Below are 18,509 nucleotides of genomic sequence, written 5' to 3' on the forward strand. Positions count from 1 at the left end.
CAGTAAATAAAAATTAAAATTAGTAGCATTACGAAACCAAAAAAAGAGAAACCTATTAATGAAAATTATTAAATCACTGTTTGCTTTTGCTACATTCTTTTCTATGAATTCTGCATCTGCCTTACCGTTCGAAATAAATTGGCCTCAGATAAAAGCGTATCACGAAATTATTAGTAAAACCTATAAACGTAAAGAAGTAAATCTTAAATCGATTAAATTAAATTCTAAGGTATTATTGGAAAGAGCAGATAATTTATGTGTAGAAAGTATACCTGAAGCGTTTCGAAATCCAAAAATGATTGAAACCTTATTGACTTTGAAAAAAAATACAGTCATAGTTCATGATTTAGTTGAAACTAAAGCTTCTGATGTTGAAATAAAATCAGCTTTCAATGTCTTACATGAAACTTTTCATAAAATCATTGGACTCTGTATAGCCGAAAAAAAGTAATAATCTATTCCTAACAATCGTTAGGTTTTTTTACGGAAAATCTTTTCAACAATTCACAATTCATAATTCATAATTTATAATTTATAATTTACCTTTGCTCGCTTACTAAAATTTAGATTATGATTTATAAATTTAGAGCAATACTCGATGCCGAAGACGATGTTTTCAGAGATGTTGCTATTCAAGAAGAAGATACTTTAGAAGATTTACATAATACCATTGTAAATGCCTTTGGTTTTGATGGATTAGAAGTGGCTTCATTTTATACCTGCGATGATACTTGGAATCAAGAAGATGAAATCCCAATGTTTGATACTGGTGATATTCCAGGAGAACAAAAAACAATGAGTGATTATCAATTGAATCATTTATTTGATAAAGATCAAACTAAGATCATTTATGTTTATGATTTTATCAATATGTGGACATTCTTGGTAGAACTTGCTGCCATGGAAGAAGCAGAAATTGGTGAAACCTATCCAAGTTTATTATTTTCGCATGGAGAGTTGCCTGCCATTGCACCTGAAAAAGAGTTTGAATCAGAAGGAGAAGATTTCTACTCCGAGTTTGAAGATGATTTAGATGAAGATGATTTAGATGCTTTTGGAGGTGATGATAGTTTTGAAGATTACGGATTTGAGGAGAATTGGAATTAAAAATTACTTTATATTTTAAATGATTGCTAGTCATTTAATACATTTCAAATAAAAAAATGATAAACCTATTTAATGCTCATATTGAGAGCTTGTCAATACACCGAGTTGGAAATAAAAGTCGCAATGAAGCCGTATTTCTTTCGGAGGAAGCCTATAATTTGAATGACGAAATTGTTCCTTTGTTAAAAGAATATTTTTTCAAATCGTTTCGTGAAAAGGAAGAAAACTATTTCCAGTTTGCCCACGAGGTAGATTTAGAATACAACGATATGTTCAATTTGGCTACCGAAATTTTTACGAATCCGAGTGATGCTCATGAAATTTCAAAAAAAATTACAAACCATCTTTTTGAACAGTCCAATCATCCTCACATCAAAAATGGTGAAGTTTATGTAACTTATTTAACCAATCTGAATATTGACAATAATGTTGTTGATGCCATAGGTGTTTTCAAAAGTGAAATCATGTCCGATTTTATGCAGTTTGAAGAAAAAGGAAAGACCCTTCAAATGATTTTACAACAAGGAATAAACCTTAATAAATTAGATAAAGGTTGTTTGATTTTTAATTACAAAAAAGAAGAAGGTTACAAGATTTTATCGGTTGATAGTAACCGATATGACACTCGCTATTGGTTAGAGCATTTCCTTTCAGTTGATGCTTTTCAAGATGAAAATTTTATCACCAAAAAATATTTGAAGTTCTGTCAAGGATTTGCTAAAGACGTAGTATTTCCTGCAGAAGACAAGAAAGAAGAAGTGATGTTCATGAATCGTTCGGTTAATTATTTTGCCAAAAACGATCAGTTTGAAGAAACGAATTTCTTGAATGAAGTGTTAGACAATCCCGACTTAATTCCTGAATTTAAAAACTATAAAGTTGATAAAGGAGAAAAATACAGTATTGAAGACGTTACTACTTTTCCTATCGCTAATGGAGCCGTTTCTGACGCTAGAAAATCGATCAAAAATGTAATTAATTTGGATACTAATATTCAAATCAAATTAGATTTCATTAACCCTGAAAGTGCCGAAAAATATGTAGAAAAAGGGTGGGATGAGGAAAAACAAATGTATTATTACTTAGTTTATTTCAACAAAGAACAGAAGTCATAAAACTTTTTAAATCATAAAAAATAATCCTCAATTGTTAAAGGCAGTTGGGGATTTTTACTTTTTAGTACAAATAAAACTGAGAATTATATAAATTAAAATTGCTAAAAAGCTATTATATTTGTTTGTTTCGAACATGCTATGAAATTCAAATTCCTATATTTTATTTTTATTTTCTTCCTAGCTTGTCAGCTAAGTCATGCCCAGATAAAAAATAGCGGCAATGATTCTGTCAAAGTATATAAAAAAATTGAGGATTATTCTAAGAAATCGAAGTTCAAAAAATTCATTTATCGCCTTCTATTTAAATCCCAAAGAAGCGAAACCAAATCCCAAAAAAATGTTAGAAGAGAGTTTTTTATCAAAAAATCATTTGATAGAAACGAAGGGAAAATTATTAGAGAAATAAGAATTGAAACCTTAGACCCTTTTGGTTATTCGGTTGATAATTATAAAGATGAGCCTGATAAAGGGTTTGAAAAATTTGGAAACAGGTTACATATAAAAACCAAGAATTGGACCATTCGAAATTTATTGCTTTTCAAAAAGAATGAACCTTTAGATTCGCTTGTAGCCAAAGAATCAGAACGTTTGATAAGAAGACAGCGCTATGTCAGAAGCGTAATTATTAAACCCGTTGAAATTCCTGGCTCTAACGATTCAATAGATGTTTCTGTTAGAGTTTTAGATTCATGGAGTTTGATTCCAACGGGGGCTGTTTCAGATTCCAAAGGGAATTTTGACTTGATTGAAAGGAATTTTTTTGGTCTAGGTCATGAAATTGAAAATGACTTTATAAGAAGATTTAATGATGGAAAAAAAGGCTACAATGCTAGTTACACTATTAACAACATCAAAAACACTTATATAAAAACAACCTTTGCCTACGACAAAGATTTAAATGATAACATAAAACGAAGTGCCAGAATAGAAAGACAATTTTTCTCTCCATTAACAAGACTGGCTGGTGGTGCGTATTTTGAAAACCGATTTCGAGTAGATTCATTGCCCGACAATGCAGGGGTGTTTGCCAAACAAGATTTTAAAACAGAAACACAACAATATTGGTTAGGTCATTCTTTTAAAATTTTTAAGGGACGTAGCGAGGATTTTAGAAGTACTAATCTTGTAACAACATTTGGATATAAAAATGTTGCCTATATATTAAATCCTTCCATAGTATATGATCCTTCGAGGTATTTTTCTTCAGAGAAACTATACTTAGCAACTATTGGCTTGAATACACGAAAGTTTACCGAAGATAAATATTTATTCAACTTTGGTATTATTGAAGATGTTCCCTATGGTCAGGTATATTCGATTACTGGTGGATTTCAAGATAAAAATAATTTAAGAAGAACTTATTTTGGTGGGCGTTTTTCATATGGTACTTATTTTCCTGTTGGTTACGGAAGCATTAATATTGAATTAGGAAGTTTCTTTGATACAGGCAATTCGCAAGAAACAACATTAAGAATTGAGGCTAATTATTTTACAAATCTATTGTCAATAGGTAGTTGGAGAGTTAGACAATTTATTAAACCCACATTTGTAATGGGTACACACAGAGTACCAATTATATCCGACAGACTAATCATTTCGGATCAAAACGGAATTTCTGGTTTTAATAACCCACTGATTAATGGTACTAAAAAACTTTTCACAACTTTTCAAACACAAACTTATGTTCCAGGAAACTGGCATGGATTCCACTTTAGCCCATTTTTTAATATGACATTAGGGTTACTTGGAAACGAAACTAATAAATTCCTTAATGATAAAGTTTACTCTGTTTTTAGTATTGGTGCTTTGATAAACAATGATTATTTAGTATTTAATAGTTTTCAAGTTTCATTTTCCTTCTATCCTTCCATACCATATCAAGGAACTAATGTCATAAAAACTAACAGTTTTAAAAACAATGATTTATCCTTACCTGACTTCCAAATTGGTGAACCTACCATTGTCCCTTATAATTAATTTTTTCTTTTTTTGTAAGTATTAAACACTATAAAATTACAAAAAAGTGTATTTCATCGATTATTTTTGGTTTGATGACGACAATCAAATAGATTTATTTTAACAAACCTAAACCCTAATGTTATGAAATTAAACTACTTAACCCAAGGAATGGTTAAAAAAAGCTATTTCTGTACTTTATTGGGCCATCGTTTTGTAGAAACAAAAAAAGTAAATGCTCATTTTAGCGAATTTGAATGTACTGTTTGTAAAATGCAGGCTACAAATGATATTAGAAATAATAAAATTGCTTTAACTTCAGAACTTAAAGACATCAATGAAACTCTTTTTTATATCAATTTGAAGAAACAATTTGTTTCTAGGTTTTACTTTAGAAAAAAAGAATAGTAACAAAATTTAGCTTTAGTCGTCCTAAAGGAAACTCTAAAACCAAAACCTTTGGAATCGACTATTCTCTCTATCAAAAATCTTCACAAACGTTATGGCAAAGTTCATGCTGTAAACAACGTTTCCCTCGAAATACATAAAGGTAATGTCTACGGAATTCTTGGTCCAAATGGGTCAGGAAAATCGACTACATTAGGAATTGTTCTCAATGTTGTCAATAAGACTTCTGGTGAATATAGTTGGTTTGGTGGTACAATTGAGACTCATGAAGCACTGAAAAAAGTTGGAGCTATTATTGAACGCCCCAATTTTTACCCTTATATGACAGCTAAAGAAAATTTGGAGTTGGTCTGCAAAATCAAAAATATTGATTATTCTAAAGTAAATGAAAAGCTCGAAATTGTAGGGCTTATCGATAGAAAAGACAGCAAATTCAAATCCTTTTCATTAGGAATGAAACAACGATTAGCTATTGCTTCTGCCCTTTTAAACGACCCTGAAATTTTAATTCTAGATGAGCCTACAAATGGTTTAGACCCGCAAGGAATCCACCAAATCAGAGATATTATTCGATTGATTGCTTCACAAGGAACGACAATTCTTTTGGCTTCTCATTTGTTGGATGAAGTAGAAAAAGTTTGCAGTCATGTTTTGGTTTTACGCTTTGGCGAAATTCTGTATTCAGGAACTGTTGATGGAATGACTAACAGTGGTGGTTTTTTTGAATTACATGCTGATAATAATTATAAGCTCATAGATATCCTTAAAAATCATCCTGAAGTTGAAAAGATAGAAGAAATAGAAGGAAAAATAATAGTCCATTTTAAGAATCAGTTTGACGCCTCTATCCTGAATCGCTATTTATCAGAAAAAAGAGTTTTTCTCAATCATTTAGTCTATAAAAAATTGAGTTTAGAGGAACAATTTTTAGCATTAACCAATAAATAAAAGTCAAAGTATGAAAAGATTACTCGCCATTGAATTACAAAAAATTTGGAAAAATCGTGCCAGTAGAGTTTTGACTATTAGTTATTTTGTGATACTATCTTCTATAGCTTTAATATCCTCAATAAATTTTAGTTTTATTGGATTGAATATTAGAATGGCAGATATGGGAATTTATAATTTTCCTTTTATTTGGCATTTTAACACATTCGTTGCAGGTCTATTTAAGTTTTTCTTTGCCATAGTAATTGTTTCAATGATTGCTAATGAATATAGTTATGGAACCCTTAAACAAAACCTAATAGACGGCCTTAGCAAAAAAGAGTTCATCCTTTCAAAATTTTATACTATTCTTTTTTTCTCATTGTTGTCTACAATTTATGTTTTCATAATGACACTAATTTTAGGTTATAGTTTTTCCTCTTTTGATGAATCAGCTATTGTTTTTTCTGATTTAGAATATCTAATAGGTTATTTTGTAAAACTGATGGGATTCTTTTCACTATGCTTATTTATTGGAACTTTAATAAAGCGTTCCGCTTTTGCCATAGGGTTTATTTTTATTTGGTACATCTTTGAAAAAATCTTAATGCATGTGATTAACATCCCTAATTCATTAGATAAATTTCTTCCTTTAGAATCTATGTACAACTTAATTCCTGAACCAATAACTCGATTTAAAGCTTATAGAGCAATAGAAAACCAAGTGTCTGGAAAAGATTTGCTTAGAGACTATGATGTTCATTTTTCTGCAATTCTCATAGTCCTATTTTGGAGTATTTTGTTCCTCTTCTTATCCTATAAAATTATCCAAAAAAGAGATTTATAATTCAATCATCAATCAATTCCTTAAAGAAAACATAAAAGACTTAACTTCTTTTATGTTTTCTTAATTATTTGCTAATTTTAGCGAATGAAAAAGAGGTTACTGTTTTTACTTTTTGTTTTGCTTTGCTCGTTGAATTGTCAATCACAATTTAGTAAAACTCACTATATTCCGCCACTATCCAATTCAGATTTACAAGAGCCTCATTATCAAACCTTGTATATTTCATGCCCTAGTATTACTCCTATTAGTTTTCAATTACAAGAAATTGGTGGTGCCACTATTACAGGTACAGTAAGTCGAGATAATCCATACATCTACGATATTGGGACTGGTTTTGATACTCAAGTATTAATTTCGAGAAGTGATGTAGGAACTATCAAAAATAACAAAGGATATATTATACAAGCACAAGACTTAGTATACGTAACCGTACGAATGACTTCTTCTCAAGGTGATTTTCAGGCTGGCGGTATTGTTTCCAAAGGCAATGCTGCGTTAGGAACTCAATTTAGAATTGGTGCTTTTGTAAATACTTTTGCTCCTAGTACTTCTGCTAATCATTATACTTTTGCTACCATTCTTGCCACTGAAAACAATACTGAAATTTCATTTGGTGATATAAAACCAGGGGTCCAATTAATTAATAATACCGCAGCTGGTAACACTCCAGCAAACATCTTTTTAAATGCTGGAGAAAGTTATGCAATAGCTGTTGAAGGAACAAATACAGCTAATAAAGATGGTCTTATTGGTGCTTCTATTACTTCTACAAAACCTATTGCTGTTAATTGTGGTTCTTTTGCTGGAACTAATGGCACAACCAATAACTTAGATTTAGGTTTTGACCAAATTGTATCAGCAGAACGAACTGGTAAAGAATATATTTTCATAAAAGGCTCAGGAGTCAATGAAGTAGAAAGACCCTTAATTGTAGCTAATGAAAATGGAACGGATGTGTTTTTAAATGGATCAACTACACCTTATATAACCTTAAATTCTGGACAGTATCTTTCATTGGATGGAACTAGTTTTTCAGCAAATGGTAATTTATATATAAACACTTCCAAAAATGTTTTTGCCTATCAAGGAATAGGAGGTTCTACTAGTCAAGCTAATCAAAACATGCAGTTCCTTCCCCCTCTTAGTTGTCAAACCCCAAAATCCATCAATAATATTCCTTACATTAGTCAAGTAGGAACTTTGGGAGGGTTTAATGGTACAGTATGTATTGTTACAAAAGTGGGAGCTACTTTAAATTTTATAATCGATGGAACAAATTATACTTTGGCTAATCTTCCAGCTACTAGCGTAAATGGTCCTTCAACTATCACTGGTAATACAAACTATGTTACTTATACATTTGAAGGTTTGATTGGTAATATTTCCGTTTTTTCTTCTGAAGAAGTTTATCTCTCTTATTATGGCTCGAGTGGAGCTGCAACTTATGGAGGCTTCTATTCTGGTTTCACCTTTAAACCGGAAGTTGCTCTGAATGGAATAGCTACTACTCAAACATTCTGTATCCCAAATAGTGTGTTGTCTGTAAATGCAATTAGCAACTTTGATAGTTTTCAATGGTTTTTTAACAATAATCCCATTTCGGGTGCTACAACCAATACCTATACTCCCACTACACCAGGCTATTACAAAGTAGTGGGTCAACTAATAGGGTGTCCTTTAAGTGTTCCTCCTTCTGATAACATTCCTGTGAGTTCTTGTCCAACGGATGCTGATAATGATGGAATTATTGATAGCCTAGATTTAGATAATGATGATGATGGAATTACCAATTGTATGGAATCTTTTGGAAATAAAGATTTCGATTTTACAAATTTAACTACCGGTACTATCGCAGTAGCTAATTATTCAAATTCTTATACTGGCGCTGTTAGTTTTTTAGGTACTGGAACCCCTCAAACCATTGCCGTAACAGGTGATTCTCAGGGTAATTTTACTTCAGAAACGGCCATACCTAAAAACAATTCGGTACTTTATACGCTATCTAATTTCACAAAGCCTTTGAATATTTCCATTGAATATCCAACAAGTGCACTAACTAATGATTTATTGACCGCTGCTTCAGAAATAAGAATTACATGCCCTGTAAATAAAACGCTGACTATACTCAATACTAACAATCAACTATTGATTGACACTAATTATGATGGGATTTTTGAAAGTGGTGTTACGCAATTTTCTTCATTCGAATTACGTTTACGATTGAATGGTGTAACTCCTTTAGTTGCTGGATCTGGAACATTTTCTATAAGAGGAACCGCTATCAATTCTTTAATTATTCAAAATTTGAATATCTCTGATGTAAGTTCTAGTCGCGTCAAACTTCACGTAACCGCTACTTGTGTACCAAAAGATAGCGACAATGATGGGATTCCCGATCAAGACGATTACGATAGTGATAATGATGGGATACTTGATATATATGAAATACGAGGACAAAGTGGTACTATACTTTCTAATGTTGATGTTAATCAAGATGGCATTGACGATGTTTTTAATTCTGGAGTAAATCCAATTGATACTGATAATGATGGAATCCCAAACTATTTAGATTTAGATTCGGATAACGATGGAATTCATGATTTAGATGAATCGGGCTTTAATACCATTGATGCTAATAATAATGGTGTTATCGACGGCTCCAATTTTGGGACTAATGGATTATTAAACTCTCTAGAAACTTCACCTGATAGCGGAATTTTAAACCCAATTTACAGCTTAGCCGATACTGATGGAGATGGAATTTATAACGCGATTGAATTAGATAGCGATAATGATTCATGCAATGATGTAATTGAGGCCGGGTATTTAGACAGCAATCTTGATGGATTATTAGGAGGGACAGCACCTCCAACAGTAAATACTACTGGGCTTGTAACTAGTGGAACTGGCTATGGAAATCCAAATCCAAATTATATAACAGCTGCTCCTATAGTAATTACTACACAGCCTCAAAACACAACAGCTTGTGAACTACAAAGTGCTACTTTTTCAATTAGTACAAATGCTGTAAACAGTTATCAGTGGCAACTATCCACTAATGGTGGTATATCATGGTCACTCATTTCAAATAACGCGACCTACTCGGGGGCAGCAACAAATTCGCTTACTGTTTCTAATGTAACACCCGCTATGGTTGGTTATCAATATCGAGTTTTCCTTATGAAAAATGGAAATACCTGTGGCTTGCTTTCTAATGCAGCAACGCTTACTACCTTCGCTTTACCAGTTATTACAACCCCAATAACATTAAAACAATGTGATGATGATACTGATGGAATATCCATTTTTAATCTAACACAAAAAAACGATGTAATATCAACTAACTATTTGGCAGAAACATTTACATATTACACAACCCAAGCTGCAGCAAATACTCAAAACAATGCTTTCTTAATTTCAAACCCAATTGCCTTCACTTCAAGTAGTGCAAGTGTTTATGCTCGTGTCGAAAATAGTAACGGATGTTATAGAGTGGCTCGAATTGATTTAATTGTTTCTGTGACTCAAATTCCAGCAAGTTTTGTCATTCCAAATCAATATAAATGCGATGATTTTATAGATGCTGCTCATGATGATAGAGATGGTGTTTCTAGTTTTAATTTTAGTAGTATAACCGCCAGTCTTGTAGCTATTTTGCCAACAAACGTTGCTATAAAATATTATAAAACTCAAGCTGATTTTCTGGCAGAAACCGATGCATCTGGAAACTCTTTAGCCATTCAAAATCCAACAAACTACAGAAATATTGGATTCCCAAACCATCAAACCATCTGGGTTCGAGTAGAAAGCACATTGGATAATTCTTGTTTTGGATTCAAAACTTTTGATGTCATCGTTGAAGCATTGCCAGTTGCAAATCCAGTGAATGCCTTAAATCTAATTCGTCATTGTGATGATGACCAAAACGGAATTTATGGTTTTAATACCTCAACAATTCAAGCCACCGTTTTGAATGGACAAACCAATGCCAATGTTAAATACTTTAGAGCTAACGGAACCCCACTTTCTACACCATTACCAAACCCATTTTTTGTAAACGGTACTGAAACTATTACGATAAGAGTGCAAAACAATACTACTCTAACAGGCGGACAACCTTGTTATGATGAGGAAACATTACAATTTATAGTAGACGATTTACCAGAAGCATTTGCCCTAAATCCTAACTTAACTTCATTTTGCGATGATGAACCCAATCCTGTTGATCAAAACGGATTACTTGATTTTAATACTTCAACTTTTGAAGCTACTATTCTTGGAAGTCAAACCGGAATGCAAATATCCTATACCCTTCAAAACGGAACGGTTTTAAATCATTTGCCTAATCCATTTAGAACCGGAACTCAAAATGTCTTGGTTACGGTTACCAATCCAATTAACACCACTTGTACTGCTCAAGTAATTATTCCATTTGTGGTGCATCCCACTCCAAAAATAGATCAACAAGAACATATCATTATCTGTTTACCGGATACACAAGCTATTCTTGATGCAGGGATTCTAGATAATTCACCAACCTCTAACTATCAATTTCAATGGTATTCTAATGGTGTATTGATGACTAGTGTTACTACTCCAACGCTAACCGTTAGCGCAACAGGAACTTATAGTGTTGATGTCACTAATGCTTTTGGTTGCACGAAAACTAGAGTTATTACGGTTACCCGTTCGCAGATTGCCAGCATTCAATCTATTGATGTTGTGGATTTGTCGGATGTCGATACTATAACAGTTAACGTTACCGGTGCAGGAGTTTATGAATATGCAATAGATGATATCAGTGGACCTTATCAAGACTCTAATTTATTTTATAATGTTCCTATGGGAATCCATGAAATTTATATTAGAGATAAAAATGAGTGTGGTACAGTAGGCCCCATTACTGTCGCTGTCCTTGGAATTCCACATTATTTCACGCCAAATGGTGATGGATATAATGATTACTGGAATGTAAAAGGAGTTAGTGCCGATTTTAATTATCACTCAACAATATACATTTTTGATCGTTTTGGAAAATTGTTAAAACAAATTGGAACCACTGGACTTGGTTGGGATGGAACCTTTAACGGTCATCCAATGCCTGCCGATGACTACTGGTACAATATACAATTTGAAGATGGAAGAAGTGCTAAAGGACACTTTACTTTAAAAAGATAGTGTAACTTTGCCTAGTCAAAAATACCACAATGCTTTTTAAAAAATTTCATCTCTTACTTTTATTGATATATTCAGCAGCTTCTGCTCAATATATTACTACAGATGAAACTCATACTCCTCTTCAATTAATAGAAAATGTATTAATTAATTCTGGTTGTGCTTCGGTTACTAATGTATCTGTTTCAGGAGGTAATTTTACAACTGGTGAAAAAAGCTGGGGTTATTTTAATGCTAATGGTTCCACTTTTCCATTTACAGAGGGGATTATTCTGAGTACCGGAAAAATTGTAGATGCGCAAGGACCAAATGCTTTTGTTTCTGATGATGGTGGTGGAATGGGCTGGAATGGGGATTCAGATTTAAATTCGGCATTAAGCATATCCAACTCTCTAAATGCTACTTTTCTTGAATTTGATTTTGTTCCGCTAGGAAATCAGATTAGTTTTGACTACATCTTTGCTTCTGAAGAATATCATGATAGTGCCACTTGCACCTACTCTGATGGTTTTGCCTTTTTATTAAAGAAAGTGGGAGATCCTGCCTATCAAAACTTGGCTTTAATTCCCAATACTACAATTCCTGTGAAAGTAACCTCGGTTCATCCTGATATTTCTGGAAGTTGTACCGCGCAAAACGAACAATATTTTGATGCCTTTAACCCAACGGAATACCCAACCAACTTCAATGGGCAAACTAAAATCTTAACCGCTAAATCAGCTGTGATTCCGGGGCAACAATACCATATAAAATTAGTCATTGCTGACGAAGGAAATTACAGATACGATTCTGCCATATTTTTAAAAGGAAGTAGCTTTTCCTTTGGTGTTTCTTTGGGACCTGATAGAACTTTTGCCAATCAAAATCCGGTTTGCTTCAATGAAAGCCTAACTTTAAATGGAGCATCATCTACAGGAATGCAAACGTATCAGTGGAATTTTAACGGGAATCCCATTCCAGGACAAAATGCAGCAACCTTAAGTTTCAATCCGCCTTACAGCAGTTCTCAAAACGGAAATTATTCCCTAACTACGACCTATTCCCCTACCTGTTCGACTGTTACGGATATTGATTTGGATTTTGCTCCACAACTTATAACTGGACAAACTTCTTATACATACTGTGATCAAGATGCTATCCAAGATGGAATTTCCACGGTTACCTTAAGTGATTTTGTACCCACCTTATTTACGAATTTGCCTGCCAGTTACCAAGTGAGTTTTTATAGTAGTCCCACTAGTACCACACCATTACCCAACTCCTATTTAAACACCATCCCATTTCAACAGATTATCTACGCAAAAATTGATAACACTACTTGTTATGGTGCATTTCCAGTAACGCTAAACATAAAGGTTTTTGCTAATCCTATAGCTGATGTAACAATTGGCATATGTAATAACAACTCGACAACCCTTTTAGCTGACAGTGGTTATCCATCCTATCTTTGGAGTACTGGCGATATAACACCATCTATTCAGGTTTCCAATCCGGCAACCTATACCGTTACTATTCAAAATACTGATGGTTGTTCTAAAATAAAGACCTTTACAGTACTCGGTTCAGAAATAGCTACTATCAGTAACATTATAATAAATGATTTAAATGATGACAGTTCGGTTGAAATAGTTCCCTCGGGTAATGGAAACTATGAGTATTCCATAGACGGCATTCATTATCAAGACAGTCCCATTTTTGAACACTTAGGCGGTCTAGTTTACACTGCATTTGTTAGAGATAAAAATGGTTGTGGAACGGTTTTTCAAGAGTTTTATCTCATGCAAGTACCTAAGTATTTCACTCCCAATAACGATGGCTATAATGATTATTGGAACATTCAAGGCATCAATCCTGTGTCACCCAATGCTAATGCCATAATTTATATCTTTGATCGATTAGGAAAACTTATAAAACAAATTAGTGCTCTTAGTCCAGGCTGGGATGGTAATTTTAACCAAAAACTAATGCCCGCTGATGATTACTGGTATTTCATTCAATTAGAAGACGGAAGAAACGCTAAAGGACATTTCACTTTAAAACGATAATTTATGAAAAATAAAATCTCCATTGTAATTCTTATACTGATGAGTATAGTTTCCAACGCACAAGAAGTAAAAGTGACCTCGGGAAAAGTACAACGCTTTGCTAATTTTAAATCACAATATGTGGATGCCAGAAATGTGGATGTTTGGTTACCCGATGGCTATTCTCCAAATGAAAAATATGCTGTGCTTTATATGCATGATGGGCAAATGCTTTACGATGCCGAAACCACTTGGAACAAACAAGCTTGGGAGGTAGATGAAGTGGCCGGAAAAGTAATAGCTGAAGGCAAAACTAAAAAATTCATTGTGGTAGGGATATGGAATAATGGAGAGTATCGTCACTCAGAATATTTCCCACAGCGCATTATCAAGGATATCCCAGAACCAACTAAAAAATTGGTTATCGAAGAACAACTAAAAAACAAACCACAATCAGACAATTATCTTAAGTTTTTGGTAACCGAATTAAAACCCTTTATCGATAAAAACTTTGCTACTAAAACCGATGTCAAAAACACTTTCATTGCGGGTTCCAGTATGGGAGGTTTGATTTCATTGTATGCTATTTGTGAATATCCTAAAGTATTTGGTGGAGCAGCTTGCCTTTCTACCCATACTCCTATGATTTTAAAAGAAAAAATTACTTTTAATATTGATGCTGATATTGCTTCTAAATTTAGAGAGTATCTAAGATTACATTTGCCAAATCCAAAGGATCATAAAATCTATTTTGATTATGGTGACCAAACACTAGACAGTTTTTACAAACCTTTTCAAGAAAAAATTGATGCTATTATGATTGAAAAAGGATTTACAGCTAAAAACTGGATCACCAAATTCTTCCCTGGTAAAGACCATTCTGAAAAAGCTTGGCACGAAAGATTACCAATTCCTTTGGAATTTTTATTGGGAAAATAAAATTATAAGTGATTGTTAGTCCATCTGAAGAGCAATCGCCAAGATATTTAGAGCAATGATGTCCTACTGAAGAGCAATCGCCACGATATTTAGAGCAATGATGTCCTTCCGAAGAGCAATCACTCCCTTTTGTAGAGAACCAGTTTCCATCCGATGAGAACTCACCTCCTTATTTAGAGAACCAGTTTCCTTCCGAAGAGAACTCACTTCCTTATTTAGAGAACTAGTTCCCTTCTGAAGAGAACTGAATCTCATAATTAAAATTCTAAAAACAAAAAACCCTCTCATCACTGAAAGGGTTTCTCTTATATCTTAAAACTAAGATTAAATTTTATTACGTTTTCTATCCGTTTCGTTCAAATAGATTTTTCTCAAACGAATTGATTTTGGCGTAACCTCTACATATTCATCTTTTTGAATGTACTCCAACGCTTCTTCTAAAGAGAAAATAATGGGTGGGATAATTCTAGCTTTTTCATCATTCCCTGAGGAACGAACGTTAGATTGTTTCTTAGCTTTAGTAACATTGATACTCATATCATCGCTACGAGAGTTTTCTCCAATAACCTGACCTTCGTAAATTTCATCATTTGGATTAACGAAGAATTTACCACGATCTTGCAATTTATCGATAGAATAAGGAATCGCTTTTCCGTTTTCCATAGAGATTAACGAACCGTTGTTTCTTCCTGGAATTTCTCCTTTGTAAGGTTCGTAACCAATATAACGGTGTGACATAATGGCTTCACCAGCAGTAGCCGTTAAAAGTTGATTTCTCAATCCGATGATTCCACGAGAGGGTATATTGAATTTTACAATCATACGCTCGCCTTTCCCTTCCATCGAAAGCATTTCCCCTTTACGGATCGAAACAAACTCGACTGCTCTTCCTGATAAATGCTCAGGTAAATCGATGGTTAATTCTTCTATTGGTTCACATTTTTTACCATCAATTTCTTTGATGATTACTTGTGGTTGACCAATTTGTAATTCGTATCCTTCTCTTCTCATCGTTTCAATAAGAACTGATAAGTGCAATACGCCACGACCAAAAACCATAAATTTATCAGCGGAATCCGTTTCACCTAATTTCATCGCTAGATTTTTTTCTAACTCTTTAGTCAAACGATCTCTAATATGACGGGAAGTAACAAATTTTCCTTCTTTACCAAAGAATGGGGAGTCGTTAATAGTAAACAACATACTCATTGTTGGTTCGTCAATGGCAATAGTTTGTAAAGCTTCTGGATTTTCGAAGTCGGCGATAGTATCTCCAATTTCAAACCCTTCAACTCCAACAATAGCGCAAATATCTCCAGCAATTACACTTTGTACTTTTTTACGTCCAAGACCTTCAAAAGTGTGTAATTCTTTAATTCTTGATTTGAATATTCTACCATCTCTTTTTACTAAAGAAATTGGCATTCCTTCTTTTAATTCTCCTCTTTCTAAACGACCAATAGCAATACGACCGGTAAATGAAGAGAAATCTAATGAGGTGATTAGCATTTGAGGTGTTCCTGTAGACACTTTTGGAGCTGGAACGTGTTCAACAACCATGTCTAATAATGCTTCTACGTTATCCGTTATATTTTCCCAATGGTCAGACATCCAATTGTTTTTAGCCGAACCATAAACCGTTGGAAAATCCAATTGCCATTCTTCTGCTCCTAATTCAAACATTAAGTCGAATACTTTTTCGTGCACTTCTTCTGGAGTACAGTTTTCTTTATCTACTTTATTAATAACCACACAAGGTTTTAATCCCAAGTCGATAGCTTTTTGCAAAACGAAACGTGTTTGAGGCATAGGCCCTTCAAAAGCATCTACTAGTAGACATACTCCATCGGCCATATTTAATACTCTTTCTACCTCACCACCAAAATCGGCGTGACCTGGAGTATCAATAATATTGATTTTTGTACCTTTATATACAACCGAAACGTTTTTAGAAGTAATTGTAATTCCTCTTTCTCGCTCTAAATCGTTATTATCCAAAATTAAATCACCAGTGTTTTCGTTTTCACGAAATAATTGACAGTGATACATGATTTTGTCAACTAAGGTAGTCTTACCGTGGTCAACGTGAGCAATAATAGCAATGTTTCTAATAGATTCCATCTGTGTTTTTTTGTGGGTGCAAAGGTACACTTTATTTTTAGATAAAAAACGGATTATTCGTTTGTTTAAAATTTGCTAACATTCAGAAGTGAAAAGAGTAACATTTTACACAATTTTTATATTTAAATAATGAAAATTAATTTTTGATTATGTAAATTTGGGTCAATGAAAAATAATTCTAATAAAATTACATTACTATACGTACTTATTTTGGTGTTTGTGGCAATCCTTGGCCATAAATTATTCGCAGATTATTTTTCTGAATCCAATACCAAGTCTTTACTGCAATTAAATTTTATAAAAGACCTCCTTTTTATTATTATTTCGGGGGCGGTTTTAAAACTCATTTTGTACCAAAATGAAATGAGAAATAAATCGGTTTTTGAAAAATTGCAATTAACCAACATCGAAATCAAAGAATCTAACGAACGCTATGACATTGTGGCCAAAGCGACCAGTGATACCATTTGGGATTGGAAAATGGAAGACGATAGCTTTATTTGGAACAAAGGAATACAAGGAGTATTTGGGTATAAAAAAGAAGAAGTTGGGAAAACATCCAAATGGTGGTTTGATAGAATTCATCCTGAAGACAGTTTAAAAATGTCGGTTAAACTATACTCTTTCCTTGAACAAAAGACTGAAAAATGGCAAGATGAGTATCGTTTCCAATGTGCTGATGGCAGTTACAAATATGTTTTTGACAGGGGCTTTTTGGTAAAAGATGCAGATGGAAAGTTAATCCGAATGATTGGAGCCATTCAAGACATTACCAAACAAAAAGAGGAAGAGCAAAGACTTCGATTATTGGAAACCGTAATTACACAGACGAAAGATGCGGTTATGATTACCGACATTGACACTAGTGAAGATCCTATTCCCAATATTATCTTCATCAACTCTGCTTTTACAGACATGACTGGTTATTCGGCAAAAGATGTTATAGGCAAATCGCCTTCGATTTTTTTTGGAAAAAAATCAGATTTTTTAGAATATGACAAATTAAAAACTGCAATTCAAGAATACAGAGAATGTTTTATTGAAACCATTAGTTATAAAAAGAATGGTAAAGAATTCTGGGTTAATTTTTCTATGATTCCAGTAACCAATAAAGATGGAGAACATTCCCACTGGATATCCATTCAAAGAGATGTCACTTTAGAAAAAGAAAAAGAAAAAGAAAGAGAACAACTCATTCGGGAATTGACACAGAACAATAACGACTTAAAGCAATTCTCCTATATTACTTCTCACAATTTGAGAGCTCCTTTATCTAATTTAACGGGGTTATTGAATCTTATTGATGACATCGATATAGAAGACCCTGAGTTAAAAGAAATAATTACTGGTTTCTCCAAATCAACACATTTATTAAATGAAACGATAAATGATTTAGTAAAAGTGATTATCATTAAAGATAGTCCTTCCATTCAAAAAGAAAAAGTTTTAATAAAAGAAGTCTTTGAAAATGTATTTAATCAATTAAGCTTCCTTATTAGTGTTCACAAACCTATTTTAAAGATTGATTTAGAAGACGTAACGATTTTAGAAATAAACAAGTCCTATTTAGAAAGTATTTTTTTAAATTTACTGACGAATGCTATAAAATATAGAGCCCCAATTAGGCAACTAAAAGTCAGTATAGCTACAAAAGTAGAGGATGATAATTTAATCATTACCTTTAAAGACAACGGAATAGGTATTGATTTAAATAAAAATAAAGATAAAATTTTTGGTCTTTATCAAAGATTTCACAATTACCCAGACAGTAAAGGATTGGGATTGTATTTAGTCAAATCGCAAGTGGAAAGTATGGGAGGAACGATTTCAGTAAGTAGTATTGTTGGAAAAGGAACTACCTTTACCATTATTTTTAAAAACAGTTAGCAG

At 33.2% G+C, this 18,509-nt stretch carries 12 protein-coding genes; 11 read left to right on the forward strand and 1 reads right to left on the reverse strand.

Going from position 1 to position 18,509, the window contains the following annotated elements; all coding sequences use genetic code 11:
- Positions 1-103 precede the first annotated feature (103 nt).
- From OLM53_RS04890 to OLM53_RS04935, 10 genes are all read left to right on the forward strand, one after another.
- Positions 104-451 carry a hypothetical protein gene (locus tag OLM53_RS04890; protein WP_264521927.1) on the forward strand — a complete coding sequence of 116 codons (348 nt, stop codon included), beginning with the start codon at positions 104-106 and terminating at the stop codon, positions 449-451.
- Between the two features lie 119 nt (positions 452-570).
- Positions 571-1,107, forward strand: coding sequence for a plasmid pRiA4b ORF-3 family protein (locus tag OLM53_RS04895; RefSeq protein ID WP_264521928.1), 537 nt, complete (start codon positions 571-573; stop codon positions 1,105-1,107).
- 56 nt (positions 1,108-1,163) lie between these two features.
- Entirely contained in the window at positions 1,164-2,222 is a 1,059-nt protein-coding gene (locus OLM53_RS04900; protein ID WP_264521929.1) for a nucleoid-associated protein, read from the forward strand.
- A 138-nt stretch (positions 2,223-2,360) separates the two neighbouring features.
- Positions 2,361-4,199: a hypothetical protein gene (locus OLM53_RS04905; RefSeq protein ID WP_264521930.1), complete on the forward strand. Its 1,839-nt coding sequence runs from the start codon at positions 2,361-2,363 to the stop codon at positions 4,197-4,199.
- Between the two features lie 123 nt (positions 4,200-4,322).
- Complete coding sequence (locus tag OLM53_RS04910) at positions 4,323-4,586, forward strand: hypothetical protein (RefSeq protein ID WP_264521931.1); 264 nt, start codon at positions 4,323-4,325, stop codon at positions 4,584-4,586.
- 51 nt (positions 4,587-4,637) lie between these two features.
- Positions 4,638-5,534 carry an ABC transporter ATP-binding protein gene (locus OLM53_RS04915; protein ID WP_264521932.1) on the forward strand — a complete coding sequence of 299 codons (897 nt, stop codon included), beginning with the start codon at positions 4,638-4,640 and terminating at the stop codon, positions 5,532-5,534.
- A 10-nt stretch (positions 5,535-5,544) separates the two neighbouring features.
- Positions 5,545-6,360, forward strand: a complete 816-nt coding sequence (locus OLM53_RS04920) for an ABC transporter permease (RefSeq protein ID WP_264521933.1) — start codon at positions 5,545-5,547, stop codon at positions 6,358-6,360.
- 84 nt (positions 6,361-6,444) lie between these two features.
- Positions 6,445-11,538, forward strand: a complete 5,094-nt coding sequence (locus tag OLM53_RS04925; RefSeq protein WP_264521934.1) for a T9SS type B sorting domain-containing protein — start codon at positions 6,445-6,447, stop codon at positions 11,536-11,538.
- A 29-nt stretch (positions 11,539-11,567) separates the two neighbouring features.
- Positions 11,568-13,580 carry a T9SS type B sorting domain-containing protein gene (locus OLM53_RS04930; RefSeq protein WP_264521935.1) on the forward strand — a complete coding sequence of 671 codons (2,013 nt, stop codon included), beginning with the start codon at positions 11,568-11,570 and terminating at the stop codon, positions 13,578-13,580.
- Between the two features lie 3 nt (positions 13,581-13,583).
- A complete protein-coding gene (locus tag OLM53_RS04935) occupies positions 13,584-14,498 on the forward strand; it encodes an alpha/beta hydrolase (RefSeq protein ID WP_264521936.1) in 915 nt (304 codons plus the stop codon).
- A 324-nt stretch (positions 14,499-14,822) separates the two neighbouring features.
- Here OLM53_RS04935 and typA read toward each other — a convergent pair whose 3' ends face one another.
- Positions 14,823-16,619 (reverse strand): translational GTPase TypA, encoded by a 1,797-nt coding sequence (gene typA / locus OLM53_RS04940; RefSeq protein WP_264521937.1) that lies wholly within the window; start codon positions 16,617-16,619, stop codon positions 14,823-14,825.
- A 165-nt stretch (positions 16,620-16,784) separates the two neighbouring features.
- Between typA and OLM53_RS04945 the strand changes: the two genes are divergently transcribed.
- A complete protein-coding gene (locus OLM53_RS04945) occupies positions 16,785-18,506 on the forward strand; it encodes a PAS domain S-box protein (protein WP_264521938.1) in 1,722 nt (573 codons plus the stop codon).
- The last annotated feature ends 3 nt before the right edge of the window (positions 18,507-18,509 follow it).

The organism is Flavobacterium sp. N1994, assembly GCF_025947145.1.
Lineage (GTDB): Bacteria > Bacteroidota > Bacteroidia > Flavobacteriales > Flavobacteriaceae > Flavobacterium.